Below are 12884 nucleotides of genomic sequence, written 5' to 3' on the forward strand. Positions count from 1 at the left end.
GTCGTGGTGATTGCGCCGATCGCCGCGATCACCACGATCACCACGACCGTCAAATTCGGCCCGGGCCGGGATACGGCCCAACCTTGAACTGGTGGAGAGTATTGGATGAACGCATCGACTCGACTGCGTGGAGCGGTCACGCCTGTCGATAACGCAGAGCCGGGCGCGCCGCGCTGGCCCGGGAGCAATCGTTCCTGTGTGGCGCTCGCCTTCGATCTGGATGGACCCACGGGCGATGCGATGCTCGACGGCTCGATCTGGCGCAATCCCGCGTATTTCACGCTCGGCAGCTACGGGCCCTGGCGCGCGCTCGCGCGCCTGCTCGACATGCTCGACGAGCGGGGCGTGCCGGCCACGTTCTTCGTGCCCGGGTGGGTGATCGAGAACTGGCCGAGGCAATGCGCGGCGATCCTCGAAGGCGGCCATGAAATGGCCTACCACGGCTACCGCCATGAAGCGTTCTGGACGCTCGACCGCGACGGCCAGCGCGCGGTGATGGAGCGCTGCGTCGAGATCTTCTCGCGCTACCTCGGCATCCGCCCGGTGGGCTTTCGCACGCCGTCCGGCGACTGGGGACCGGACACGATACGCGTGCTGATGGAAGCGGGCGTGCGCTATTCGAGCTCGATGCGCGGCGACGACCGTCCGTATCTGCTGCACGCGCCGGGCTTTGCCGAGCCGATGGTCGAGATCCCCGGCCGCTGGGAGCTCGACGACTACGCCTCGCTGGCGTATCACCGCAACCCCGATTTTCCGTCGAGCCTCGACCGCATTGCGAGCTATGAGACGACGCTCGACAACTGGCGGCGCGAGTTCGACGGCTCGCATCGGGACGGTCTGTGCCTCACGACGCTGTTTCATCCGAAGGTATCGGGCAAGCCCGGCCGGATCGCGCTGCTCGAACAACTGATCGATCACATGCGCGCGCCGGGCGATGTCTGGTTCGCCACCTGTCACGATGTCGCGCAATGGTGGCTGGAGAATGAAGCATCGGCCCATCGGGAGGGGGCTTGCGCATGAAATCACATCGCTGGCCTGGGAACGCGCGCTGCGCGGTGGTCGTCACGGTCGACTTCAACGACGACGAAGGCATTCTCACGCAGGCGCCCGCCATTGCCGGACGCGAGAAGTCGCTTTCGGTATGGCGCTATGGTGCGAAGCGTGGCGTGGACCGCATGCTGGACACGTTTGATGAATTCGGTGTGCCAACGAGCTGGTTGGTGCCTGGGCGGGTCGCGCAGACGCATACGGATCTGCTGCAGCGGATCGCGGCGCAGGAGCACGAGATCGGCACCAGCGGTTTTCGCTGCGAGAACTTCGACGCTCTGACGCTCGACGAGCAGAAGAACGCCTTTCGCGCCGGAAAGCAGGCCATCGCGGAGAAGCTGGGCCGCGACGTGCGCGGCTTCCGTTCGTTCTATGGTAACTGGGCCCCCGGCTTCGCGGACTTCCTGCGCAGCGAAGGCGTCATATGGTCGTCGTCATGGCGCGGCGACGACCTGCCTTACTTCCATCTTCGCGACACCGTGGCGAACGCTACGCACGCCGGCCTCGCGGCGCCGCTGGTCGAGCTGCCGCTGCATTACGAGCTCGAAGACGAGCCGTACTTCGTCTACAACCTGTCCCCCGCGGTGCCCGTGGGCCAGCCGCGCATTCCTTCGTATCGCGAAGTGCTCGGCAACTGGAAGCAGGACTTTGCCGCGTTTCATCGATTCGGCCTGTGCTTCGTGCTGCGCCTGCATCCCGAGATCATCGGGACGGCAGGGCGCATCGACGTATTGCGCGCGCTGCTCGAAGACATGCGCCAGCGCGACGACGTATGGTTCGCGACGGGCGAGCAGGCGGCAACATGGTGGCGTGACAATGTCGATGGCAACGAGCCGGGGCATCCCGTCGAAATCTTTGCACGGCATCGGGTGGCCACGTGATGAGTGCGCGCGATCTTTCTCTTTCCCAGCATCTCGCGGCATTCGTCGCGGGCGTGGCCAGTGAAGCCATCCCTGACGCCGTGGTCCACAAGGCGAAGCAGCACATTCTCGACACCCTGGGCGCGGCGCTCGCGGGCGCGGCGGCTGCCGAGCCGCGCAGCGCACTCGCGGTCATGGGCGCAGACGGATCAGGCGAAACACTGGTTTGGGGTACGAATCAATCGCTGGGCGCACGCGGCGCGGCATTCGTCAACGGCGTAGCCGCGCACGCGCTCGAACTCGACGATGCGGGCGGCTGTGATCACTCGGGCGCGGTCGTGCTGCCTGCCGTGTTCGCCGCGCTCAGTTGCACCGCGCGTCCGGTCTCGGGGCGGGAGTTCATCGCGGCCGTGGTGCTGGGCTACGACGTGGGCCGGCGCGTGCTCGAAGCTTGTGGCGGCTACTCCGCGCACAACGGCTATGGCTGGCACTCGACGATGACCTGCGGCGTGTTCGGCGCGGCGGCTGCGAGCGCGCGGATTCTCGGTCTGGACGCGGCGGGCACCGCGGCGGCGCTGGGGCATGCGGGGAGCTTCAGCGGCGGCCTGTGGGGCTTCATCCACGACGCTTCGCAAACGAAGCGCATGCATACGGGCCGCGCGGCGGAAGGCGGCCTGCTGGCGGCCTTGCTCGCGAGGGAAGGCATCAGCGGACCGACGCAGATCTTTGCGGATGCATGGGGCGGCTTTTTCAACGCGTTCGCGCGCGACACGCGCGAGCCGCAGGCGTTGTTGCACGAACTGGGCGAGACGTGGAAGATCATGCGTTGCTCGATCAAGCCGCATGCGTCGTGCCGCAGCACGCATGCCGCCATCGATGCGACGCTCGCGTTGAGGCGCGAGCAGCCCTGCGATCCGCAGCAGTTGCAAGGCGTGCACGTGCGATTGAGCGCGTTCGTGGCGAATATGTGCGGCGGACGCGATCTGCGCAATCTGGCTTCGTCGCAGATGAGCCTGCCTTTCGCGGTCGGTTCCGCGCTCGTGAACGGCCATGCGGGGCTCGCCGCGTACCTCGATCCCGCGCGGCACGATGCGCGCGTGAGCGCCGTGATGGAGCGCGTCGTGCTCGAAGTCGACCCGTCGATGTCCGACCTCGACGAGCCCGTCATCACGCTCACGACGCCCGATGCCCCGCCTCGCTCGCGACAGGTGCTCACGCCGCTCGGCGACCCCGGCAATCCGCTGCCCGAAGCGGACCTGCTTGCGAAGTACCGCTCGCTGGCGGGTCTCGTGCTCGACGCTGCCTCGGCCGGTGCGCTCGCCCAGGCGCTGCTCGAACTGGAACAGCTCGCCGACGTGCGCGTGCTGACCGGCTGGCTGAAAGGCGAAGCGGGTGCGAGACCCGTGCTCCGTTGAACAGGCGCGTGCCATCTGCGCATAATTTCGATCCACGTTCCATCATGAAAGGTCATTCTCCCATGCACAAGTTCGATCCCCTGCGCCATGCATCGCGAGCCGTGGTGCTGTGTCTTTCGACGCTGCTCTTCGGCGCCGCCGCGCATGCTCAGGCACTGCCCGACGCCATCGCGAAGTCCCGCACCATCAAGGTGGCCGTCAACGCAATCTATCCGCCCATGGAGTACAAGGATCCCGATAGCGGCGATCTGGTCGGCTTCGACATCGATCTCGGCAATGCGATCGCCAGGCAGCTCGGCGTCAAGATCGACTGGCAGGAGTCCGCGTTCGAACAGTTGCTGCCGTCGCTCGAAACGGGGCGGGTGGACATGGTGCTGAGCGGCGTGAGCGACGTGCCGGGCCGTCGCAGCGCGGCGGATTTCCTCGACTACCTCAATTCGGGCGCCCAGTTCTATGTGCTCGCAAGCGCCCAGGGCAACGCTATTCGCCAGCCCGCCGACCTGTGCGGCAAGGCGGTCGGCACGAGCCGCAGCACCTCGTTTCCTGCCGACACCGCCGCATGGAGCGCGAAGAACTGCGCGGGCAAGGCGCCGATCTCGGTCGTCGGCACGGAAGATACGTCGTCGGCGCGCATGCAGTTGAAGCAGGGGCGCATCGTGGCGGGCGTGCAAGGCAGCGAAACGCTGCCGTACGCGATGAAACTGGAGCCGAACACCTACCGGCCCGTGGGCGCGCCGTTCGCGACGTCACCCGAGGGCATCGCCTTCGCGAAGTCCAATACGAAGCTGCGCGACGCGGTGCACGGCGCGCTCGACAAGCTGATCGCAGACGGCACTTACGGCAAGATCGTCGCGAAGTGGGGCTTGCAGTCGAGCGCCGTGCATCAACTGACGATGAACGGGGCGCCCATCGACTGATGGCGCGGCGTGGCACGGTGAGACGCGGCGCGGCGGGTGACGGCGAACGTCCGTCGTGCCACTGATCCGGCGCACCGCAGTCAGGAAAGATGGACTCGTATAGATCAGGAATCCGAACAGATAGAGAGGGCATGACCATGAACAGATCCGAACCCGTCGAACGCTTGTGGGGCGGCCGCTTCAAAACGGGCCCATCGGCCGCGCTGGAGGCGCTGTCGCGATCGGACCCAAGCTTCTTCCGGCTCGTACCGTACGACCTGGCCGGATCGCGCGCTCACGCCCAGGAGTTGCACCGCGCCGGCATTCTGAGCGTAGAGGAGCTGCAGCTTCTGCTGGCCGAAATCGACCGCCTCGAAACGGAGCACCTCGCAGGAGAGATCGCGCCTTCGAAGGACGACGAGGACGTCCACACGTTTCTCGAGCGCGAGCTCACGAAGCGCCTGGGGGCGACCGGAGGCAAGCTGCGCGCGGGCCGCTCGCGCAACGATCAGGCCGCGAACGATCTGCGCCTGTATCTGCGGGCCAAGGCCCGCACGCTGACCACGGCCGTGCTCGATCTGCAGAACGCGTTGCTCGAGCAGGCGAGCGCGCACACGAAAAGCGTGGCGCCTGGCTTCACCCATCTGCAGCCCGCGCAACCGGTAGTGTTCGCGCATCATCTGCTCGCGCACGCACAGGCCATCTACCGGGATCTCGATCGCTTCGCGGACTGGGACCGGCGCAGCGCTCGCTCGCCGCTGGGCGCGGCTGCGCTCGCGGGATCGGCAATCTGTTTGCATCCCGAACTATCGGCCGTGGAACTCGGTTATGACGGCCCCTGCGAGAACTCGATCGACGCAGTGGCCTCGCGCGACCATGTGGCCGAATTCGTGTTCGTCGCGAGCATGCTGTCGGTCAACCTCTCGCGACTCTCCGAGGAGGTGATCCTGTGGACGACGCGCCAGTTCGGCTGGGTCGTGCTCGACGACGGCTATGCAACAGGCAGCTCGATCATGCCGCAGAAGAAGAACTCCGATATTGCGGAGCTCACGCGCGGCAAGGCAGGGCGGCTGATCGGCAATCTCGGCGGCCTGCTGGCGACGCTCAAGTCGCTGCCGCTGGCCTACAACCGCGACCTGGCCGAAGACAAGATCGCGGCGTTTGATTGCATCGATACCCTGGAACTCGTGCTGCCCGCCATGGCCGGCATGATTCGTACGATGCGCGTGAACGTCGACGAGATGCGCAGGCAGGCGCCGCTCGGCTTCACGCTGGCGACCGAAGTGGCCGACTGGCTCGCACTGCGCGGTGTGCCCTTCAGCGAGGCGCACGAGATCACGGGCGCGCTGGTGCGCACGTGCGAGGACCAAGGCATCGAACTGGCCGAGGCGTCCGTTCAGACGCTCGCGCAAGTCGATGCGCGGCTGGAGGCCTCCGTGCTCGCGCACGTCACGCTCGATGCGGCGGTGGCGGCGCGCAGCGGTTTTGGCGGCACGGCGCCGGAGCGGGTCGCCGAGCAGATTGCGCGGCTGCGTCAGGCGCTGGGCAAGCAGGCCGAATGGGCAAGCGGCTATCAGGGGCCGTCGTGGTGAGGGTATGCCGCGCGCTGCGGGCATCGCCCGTAGCGACCCGGTTCAACGAAACGACACAAGGGAGTTTTCATGAGCTCAATTCGCCGTCTGTATAAGGTTGCCGCGCTGCTCGCCGGTCTCGTTGCGCTGCATGCCCCGCTGTGCGAGGCGCAAACCGGCGCGGCCTCCATCGGCAAGCCCGTGCTCGTTGCGGCCATCGTGCCGAACTATCCGCCGTTCGAATACAAGGATCCGGCAACGGACAAGTTGACGGGCTTCGACGTCGACCTTGGCGAAGCGCTTGCTGCAAAGCTCGGCGTCAAGATCGAATGGCAGGAGACCAGCTTCGACCAGATGATGAGCGCGCTGAGCACGCACCGGGTGGACGTCATCCTGTCCGGCATGACTGATTTACCGGCGCGGCGCGGATCGGTGAATTTTCTCGACTACATCGCCACCGGCCCGCAGTTCTACACGCTCAAGGAGCACGCCGGGGCGTTCGCGTCGATGGAGGCATTGTGCGGCAAGGCGGTGGGCACGAGCCGGCGCACGTCGTTTCCCAACGACATCGCGAACTGGAGCAACCAGCATTGCGTGAAGGCGGGCAAACCGGCGATCAAGGTGGTGGGCACCGATGGCTCGTCCGATGCGCGCCTGCAATTGCGCCAGAACCGGATCGATGCCGCGGTGCAGGGCGGCGAGACGTTGCCGTATCAAAACTCGGTGGAGCACGATGCCTACGCGCCGATAGGGCAGCCGTTCCTCTCGCAGTACACGGCTATCGGCATGGCAAAGGACAACAGCGCGCTCAACCGTGCACTCGTGAACGCTTTCAACCAGTTGGTGGACGATGGCACGTATCAGAAGATACTCGCCAAATGGGGGCTGCAGCATCACGCGGTGCCCAAGGCGATGATCAACGCGGGGACTTGAGGCCGCGTGCTGGATTGACGTGGGCGACGGGGCCGGGGGGCGCCGTCACCCGACGCCACTCTGGCACCGCTCGTTCCCGAGGCCCTGTATCCACGCTGACGACGCGGACCGATCGGTGGCCGGCCGCCCAGCGCGCGCTCCGTCCCAGGCCAGCCCGGTTTGCACAATCTGGAGCCCGTCGGATACATTATCGAGCGGGTTATAGAGGCCAGTGCCGCCGCACCCGGCATACAGGAGGCAGCGATGGACGAGCGGCAACGCGATCACATCGAAACGGTAGTCCTGACGACCACCCGTGGGTCCGCGGTCGCCGCACGCGCGCACGATGCGATCATCCAGAGTTCATGGCGGCGTTGCGTGCACCAGTACGGTCTCGATCCGTCGCGCATGCAGGAGGCGCGCATCCTGCCCCAGATGCGCCTGCGCGAACACCAGCAGCGTATCGACGATTTCACGCGGATTGCGCGCCATGGCCTCGAAACCCTGTACGGCCAGGTGGGGGCGATGGGCTACGTGGTGCTGTTGACCGATGCCGACGGCGTCACAGTCGACTATCTCGGCGATGCCAACACGGACGCCGCGCTGCGCCGCGCCGGGCTCTATCTGGGCGCCGAGTGGAGCGAGAACGGCGCCGGCACCTGCGCGGTGGGAACCGCGCTGGCGACCGGCCAGGCCTTGACCGTGCATCAGGCCGATCATTTCGATGCAACGCATATCCCCCTGACCTGTACCGCCGCGCCGCTGTTCGATTCATACGGCCGGCTCAACGCGATTCTCGACATCTCCGCACTGAGCTCGCCGCAGGCCAAGGACAGCCAGATGCTGGCGCTGCAACTGGTGCGCATGTACGCCAACCAGATCGAGGACGCTCATTTTCTGCGCCGGCACCGCCAGGACTGGATGCTCAAGCTCAGTCCGGCGTCCGAGTTCCTCGATGTCAATCCCGAGTACCTGATCGCACTCGACGCCGATGGCCGGATCAGCGGCCATAATCGCCGCGCCCAGCAAATGCTGATAGCCGAGCAGGGCGTGGAAGCGATGGGGCCGTCGCTGATCGGCATGCGGTTCGACGCGTTGTTCGATGCGCGCCCGGAGGACCTGGGCCGCTTCGTCTATTCGCGGCCCAGCGAGCAGCGCGTCGTGCGGCTGAGCTACAGCGGGAAACGGCTCTACCTGAGCGCCATGCCGCCGGTGCTGCGTGTGCACTATGGGACGCAGGACAGCGTGCCGTATCCGCTGCCGCCCGAGCTGGCGGCGCTATGCGGCGGGGATGCAGCATTGCAGCAGCAATTGCAACGTGCCGCCAGGCTGATCGATGCGCCCATCAACCTGCTCATCAACGGCGAGACGGGGAGCGGCAAGGAGTTCCTGGCGAGGGCGTTGCATCGAGCCAGCTCACGCCGCAGTGGGCCGTTCATCGCGGTCAATTGCGCGGCGATTCCCGAAACCCTGATCGAGAGCGAGCTGTTCGGCTATCTGCCCCACAGCTTCTCGGGTGCCGGCTCGCGGCCGAGACGCGGCCTGATTGAGGAGGCCAACGGCGGCACGCTGTTCCTCGACGAGATTGGCGACATGCCGCGCGAGTTGCAGTCGCGTCTGCTGCGGGTGCTGTCCGAAGGCGAGGTGCTGGCGATTGGCGCTTCGCGTCCGGTGCCCGTGGATGTGCGGGTGATTTCGGCCACCCACCATCCGCTCGATCATCTGATTAGCAGCGGGCAGTTTCGCGAGGACCTCTATTACCGTCTCAACGGTGCGCGCCTCGTGCTGCCGCCGCTGCGTGAGCGCAGCGATCTGGACTGGCTGCTGCAGAAACTGCTTGCCGTGCCCGCGGGCGAGCGCGCCTTCACGATCTCGGAGGCGGCGCGTGAGCGGCTGCGCGGCCATCGCTGGCCGGGCAATCTGCGCGAACTGCGCAACGCGCTCGAATATGCGCGAGCGGTCTGCAGCCACGGCCATATCGAAGCGGATGACCTGCCCGACAGCATCGGCGAGCCAGCCGTGGCGGAGCGCGTGGCATCCGGCGTCGCGGTGCATTCGGCCGATATGCCGGAACAACCCACGCTGCCGCCCGAGGGCATCCTGCTCATGCAGCACCTGCGCGCCTCCGGCTGGAACCTGAGCGCCGCCGCGCGCACGATCGGCATCAGCCGCATGACGCTGTACCGCCGCATGGCGCGCTATGGCATCCAGTCGCCAAACCGCAGCGACACCGATGCGCAGGATATCCGTCGCTGAGCGCATGGCCCGCGTTTTGCCGATACATCTGTCCACCGTGATGCACCTGCTGCTGTGACACCTGTCACGGCAGCAGGTCGCGCCGCCGCGTTTCATGTCCACATTTCCCGGGTAATCCCCGAGGTTTTCTGCCCGATTCGGGCGGCTATGGCACTGGCATAACAGTTGCAATACCTGCGCCTGTCAAAACAGGCACATCAGGAGACAGGCATGCGCGAACCTTTGCGGGTTCGTCCTGCGCCGATTGGCATTGTCGCCACTCCCATGCCGGCACGCACTGTCGAGATCCGGTGCGCCGACGCCCCGCCAATGGCATCCATGATGCTTGCCGGCGAAGACAAGCCGGCCGATTTCCCAGGGTGAAGAAAGGGGCGAGATGCCCCGGCTCACCTCATTCGAGACCAACCGAGGAGCTTGAACCGTGAAAGCAGCGCGTTTTTATGATCGTGGCGACATCCGCATCGAAGACATACCCGAGCCCGTCGTGGCGCCGGGCACCGTTGGCATCGAGGTGGCCTGGTGCGGTATCTGCGGCACGGATTTGCACGAATTCATGGAAGGGCCGATTTTCATTCCGCCTTGCGGCCACCCGCATCCGATCTCCGGGGAGTCCGCCCCCATCACCATGGGCCATGAGTTTTCCGGCGTGGTGTATGCCGTAGGCGAAGGCGTGGACGATATCGAAGTCGGCCAGCATGTGGTGGTGGAGCCGTACATCGTGGCCGACGACGTGCCCACGGGGCCGGGCGAAAAATACCATCTGTCCAAAAACATGAATTTCATCGGGCTGGGCGGCCGTGGCGGCGGTTTATCCGAAAAGATTGCCGTCAAACGCCGCTGGGTGCATCCGATCTCCAGGGCCATTCCACTCGATCAGGCCGCGCTGATCGAGCCTTTGTCGGTGGGCCATCATGCCTACACCCGCAGCGGCGCCAAGGCCGGCGACGTGGCCCTGGTCGGAGGCGCGGGCCCGATTGGCCTGCTGCTGTCGGCAATTCTCAAAGCCAAGGGCCTGAGCGTCATCGTCACGGAGTTGAGCGCGAAGCGCAAGGAAAAGGCCCACGAATCCGGCGTGGCCGATCACATCCTGGATCCGTCCGAGGTGGATGTGGTTGCAGAAGTGATGAGAATCACCGGCGGCAAGGGTGTGGATGTGGCGTTCGAATGCTCGAGCGTGAACAAGGTTCTGGATACGTTGGTAGCTGTCACCAAATCGGCCGGCGTAGTGGTGATCGTGTCCATCTGGAGCCACCCGGCCAGCGTGAACGTACACAGCGTGGTCATGAAGGAGCTGGACGTTCGCGGCACGATTGCGTATTGCAACGACCATCGGGAAACCATCAAGCTGGTGGAAGAAGGCAAGATCAATCTGGAGCCGTTCATCACCCAGCGCATTCAACTGGATGACCTGATTTCGCAAGGCTTCGACACGCTGATTCACAATAATGAATCAGCCGTGAAAATCATCGTTCAGCCCAGATTGAAGTGAGCGGGAACGCTTGTGCACAGCGATAGTTCAGGAAATCATCATTAGATCAGGAGACCGTATTTAATCGGCGCGTAAATGGAATGGCGACGCTATGGTTAGCGTCGCCATTTATCTGCCCCTTGCGGACAAGGTGCATGCACTCGATGCCTGCCGGCTCAGTGAGTCGCGTCGAGCACCCGCTGTGCGGGTGCGTCGAGCAGATGACTCATGATGTCGGAGCGTCCGTAAACGAGCGGCCCCACGATCCGGTTTGCCATGCCCGCATAGGCCTCGGTCGTGACCACGTCGCCGGCTAGTGGATCCTTGAAGCTGAGCGTTTGCGGATTGTCCGAACTGGCCCCGATCAGCAGGACGAAGTGCGACACGCTCGCTTCTCCGAGCACGCCGCGCAGGATGATCGGCCCGTTGTCCTGGAGCAGTTTGATCCACTGGTCGGCGGTCGTCGGAATGTCGTAGCTCTCGAGGAGCAGATTCGGGGCGTGCTGGTAGTCGTCGTAGGGGTCGTAGGCGATCCAGTCGCTCAGGCGGCTCACCGGTTTCGGCAGCAGGATGTCCTGATACCGCACGTTAGCCTTCTTCTCGTACCAGTACTTGAGCAGCGACTTGAGGCAGTAGCGGCCGCAGGTCGGGTCGATGATGGGCAGGAACTTCGGCACGTACTGGAATCGCTGCGACACCATTTCGGGTATCGGATTGATCGTGAAGCTCGGCATGGTGGTGCTCCTCGTCGGGTGGAAGCCGTCCCCGCCTTGTATGCTCGACGTTCTGCACGACCGGCGGGCCGCGCGGATCGCGCGCCGGTCCGCCTGAATACCATAGCAAACCTGCCGCGGCGTACAAGGAAAAGCGTCGGCCGCGCGATGCGCCATGGATCGCGCGAAAGTCGCTCGGAGAAACCGCGCGCCGATCGGCGCCAATCCCAACGGATCAGATCAGGGTTGGCGTTTTCCGCGGCCACCAGCAGCGGGTTTGCCAGCCGGCTTGCGCGAACCCGCGGCTGGTTTGCTGGCCGGTTTGCTGCGTGGCTTTTGCACGCTGAATGGGCTGCCGCTCAACAAGCTTGCGGTTTCACCGGTGGCAACATCGCGCTGCGCCACAGGCTTGCGTTTGCTTTCGCCGCTTTGCGGGCGCGGCTTTTTGCTCGCCACCTGCGTGGCGGCCGGTGCGGCTTGCGGCACTTTGGGCTTCTTGGGCTTTTTCGGTTTCTTGATGATCTGGCCCGTCGCACTGGTTTGCGGCACGCGGTGTTCGGCTTCAAAACCCGGCTCTTCTTCGCGGCGCAGCGTTTGCCGGATCAGCGCTTCAATCGCGGCCAGTTGCGGCGCTTCATCGGCACACACCAGCGACACCGCCACGCCGCTGGCGCCCGCGCGGCCGGTGCGGCCAATACGGTGCACATAGTCTTGCGCCACGATCGGCAGATCGACGTTGATCACCAGCGGCAGGTCGTCGATATCGAGTCCGCGCGCAGCGACATCGGTGGCGACCAGCATCTGTATTTCGCCCGTCTTGAAGCGCTCCAGCGCACGCAGGCGCGCGGGTTGCGGTTTGTCGCCGTGAATGGTGTCGACCGCATAGCCCGCGTCATCGAGCATGGCCGCCAGGTAATCCACGCCACTGCGGGTTTTGACGAACACCAGCGCGTGCTTCCAGTGGTTCTCCGCCACAAGATGCATGAAGAGGTCGGGCTTGTTCTTTTTATCGACCGTCACCACCCACTGCTTGATCTTGCTGGCCGTGGCATTGGGCGGACTGACGCTGATATCGAGCGGGCCGCGCAGAATGCTTGCCGCCATCGCGCGGATATCGTCGGTAAACGTGGCGGAAAACAGCAGGGTCTGGCGCTGAGCGGGCAACGCAGCAAACACGGCGTTGAGTTCGCGCGCAAAGCCCAGATCGAGCATGCGGTCGGCTTCATCGAGCACCAGCGTTTGCACCTGATCGAACTGCACGGCGTTCTGGCGGTTGAGATCCAGCAAACGGCCCGGCGTGGCAACGAGCACATCCACGCCTTTGCGCAATTTCATCATCTGCGGGTTGATGCTCACCCCGCCGTAGGCCGCCAGAAATCGTAAGTCGAGGCCTTTGCCGTAAGCGATAAAGCTTTGCAGCACTTGCTCAGCCAGTTCGCGCGTGGGCACCAGCACCAGGACACGCGCGCGGTTGCTGGACACCGCCGGGCCGTGCTGCACCAGCCGCTGCAACAGCGGCAGCGCGAAACCTGCCGTTTTACCGGTGCCGGTCTGTGCCGCAGCCATGACGTCCTTGCCATTGAGCACAGCGGGAATCGCCTTGGCCTGCACCGGCGTCGGCGTCTGGTAATTGAGCTCCTGCAGATTACGCAGTAACGGATCGATCAGGCCAAGCGAGGCAAAAGACATGGACATATTCCGGGCTAAAACCGCAATTCTAGCGGTTACCGTGCTGATTGCACCGCG

At 64.9% G+C, this 12884-nt stretch carries 10 protein-coding genes; 8 read left to right on the forward strand and 2 right to left on the reverse strand.

Annotated elements, in window-relative coordinates:
* The first annotated feature begins 105 nt into the window (after positions 1-105).
* From U5775_RS09670 to U5775_RS09705, 8 genes are all read left to right on the forward strand, one after another.
* Positions 106-1020 carry a polysaccharide deacetylase gene (locus U5775_RS09670; RefSeq protein ID WP_322057906.1) on the forward strand — a complete coding sequence of 305 codons (915 nt, stop codon included), beginning with the start codon at positions 106-108 and terminating at the stop codon, positions 1018-1020.
* The gene (locus tag U5775_RS09675; protein ID WP_322057907.1) at positions 1017-1928 is read left to right on the forward strand and encodes a polysaccharide deacetylase; all 912 of its coding nucleotides are present in this window, start codon (positions 1017-1019) and stop codon (positions 1926-1928) included. The genes U5775_RS09670 and U5775_RS09675 overlap by 4 nt, the downstream gene beginning before the upstream one ends.
* Entirely contained in the window at positions 1928-3322 is a 1395-nt protein-coding gene (locus tag U5775_RS09680; protein WP_322057908.1) for an MmgE/PrpD family protein, read from the forward strand. Before U5775_RS09675 ends, U5775_RS09680 begins: the two co-directional genes overlap by 1 nt.
* A gap of 44 nt (positions 3323-3366) precedes the next feature.
* Positions 3367-4239, forward strand: coding sequence for an ABC transporter substrate-binding protein (locus U5775_RS09685; protein WP_322057909.1), 873 nt, complete (start codon positions 3367-3369; stop codon positions 4237-4239).
* 137 nt (positions 4240-4376) lie between these two features.
* On the forward strand, positions 4377-5810 hold the full coding sequence (gene argH, locus U5775_RS09690; RefSeq protein WP_322057910.1) for an argininosuccinate lyase: 1434 nt from the start codon (positions 4377-4379) through the stop codon (positions 5808-5810).
* Positions 5811-5879: 69 nt separating this feature from the next.
* Positions 5880-6722, forward strand: a complete 843-nt coding sequence (locus U5775_RS09695) for an ABC transporter substrate-binding protein (RefSeq protein WP_322057911.1) — start codon at positions 5880-5882, stop codon at positions 6720-6722.
* Positions 6723-6965: 243 nt separating this feature from the next.
* A complete protein-coding gene (locus U5775_RS09700; protein WP_322057912.1) occupies positions 6966-8957 on the forward strand; it encodes a sigma-54-dependent Fis family transcriptional regulator in 1992 nt (663 codons plus the stop codon).
* 421 nt (positions 8958-9378) lie between these two features.
* Entirely contained in the window at positions 9379-10446 is a 1068-nt protein-coding gene (locus tag U5775_RS09705; RefSeq protein WP_322057913.1) for a 2,3-butanediol dehydrogenase, read from the forward strand.
* A gap of 155 nt (positions 10447-10601) precedes the next feature.
* Here U5775_RS09705 and U5775_RS09710 read toward each other — a convergent pair whose 3' ends face one another.
* Both U5775_RS09710 and U5775_RS09715 read right to left on the reverse strand, forming a co-directional pair.
* Entirely contained in the window at positions 10602-11159 is a 558-nt protein-coding gene (locus U5775_RS09710) for a papain-like cysteine protease family protein (RefSeq protein ID WP_322057914.1), read from the reverse strand.
* 219 nt (positions 11160-11378) lie between these two features.
* Positions 11379-12827 carry a DEAD/DEAH box helicase gene (locus U5775_RS09715; protein ID WP_322057915.1) on the reverse strand — a complete coding sequence of 483 codons (1449 nt, stop codon included), beginning with the start codon at positions 12825-12827 and terminating at the stop codon, positions 11379-11381.
* Between the last annotated feature and the right edge of the window lie 57 nt (positions 12828-12884).

It is taken from the genome of Paraburkholderia sp. J63 (assembly GCF_905220245.1).
Classification (GTDB): Bacteria; Pseudomonadota; Gammaproteobacteria; order Burkholderiales; family Burkholderiaceae; genus Paraburkholderia.

Excerpts from the sequence above, each read along its gene's own strand:
- U5775_RS09715 (WP_322057915.1), bottom strand. The coding sequence starts at position 12,827 with ATGTCTTTTGCCTCGCTTGGCCTGATCGATCCGTTACTGCGTAATCTG.
- U5775_RS09700 (WP_322057912.1), top strand. The coding sequence starts at position 6,966 with ATGGACGAGCGGCAACGCGATCACATCGAAACGGTAGTCCTGACGACC.
- U5775_RS09710 (WP_322057914.1), bottom strand. The coding sequence starts at position 11,159 with ATGCCGAGCTTCACGATCAATCCGATACCCGAAATGGTGTCGCAGCGA.
- U5775_RS09680 (WP_322057908.1), top strand. The coding sequence starts at position 1,928 with ATGAGTGCGCGCGATCTTTCTCTTTCCCAGCATCTCGCGGCATTCGTC.
- U5775_RS09670 (WP_322057906.1), top strand. The coding sequence starts at position 106 with ATGAACGCATCGACTCGACTGCGTGGAGCGGTCACGCCTGTCGATAAC.
- argH (WP_322057910.1), top strand. The coding sequence starts at position 4,377 with ATGAACAGATCCGAACCCGTCGAACGCTTGTGGGGCGGCCGCTTCAAA.
- U5775_RS09695 (WP_322057911.1), top strand. The coding sequence starts at position 5,880 with ATGAGCTCAATTCGCCGTCTGTATAAGGTTGCCGCGCTGCTCGCCGGT.
- U5775_RS09675 (WP_322057907.1), top strand. The coding sequence starts at position 1,017 with ATGAAATCACATCGCTGGCCTGGGAACGCGCGCTGCGCGGTGGTCGTC.
- U5775_RS09685 (WP_322057909.1), top strand. The coding sequence starts at position 3,367 with ATGAAAGGTCATTCTCCCATGCACAAGTTCGATCCCCTGCGCCATGCA.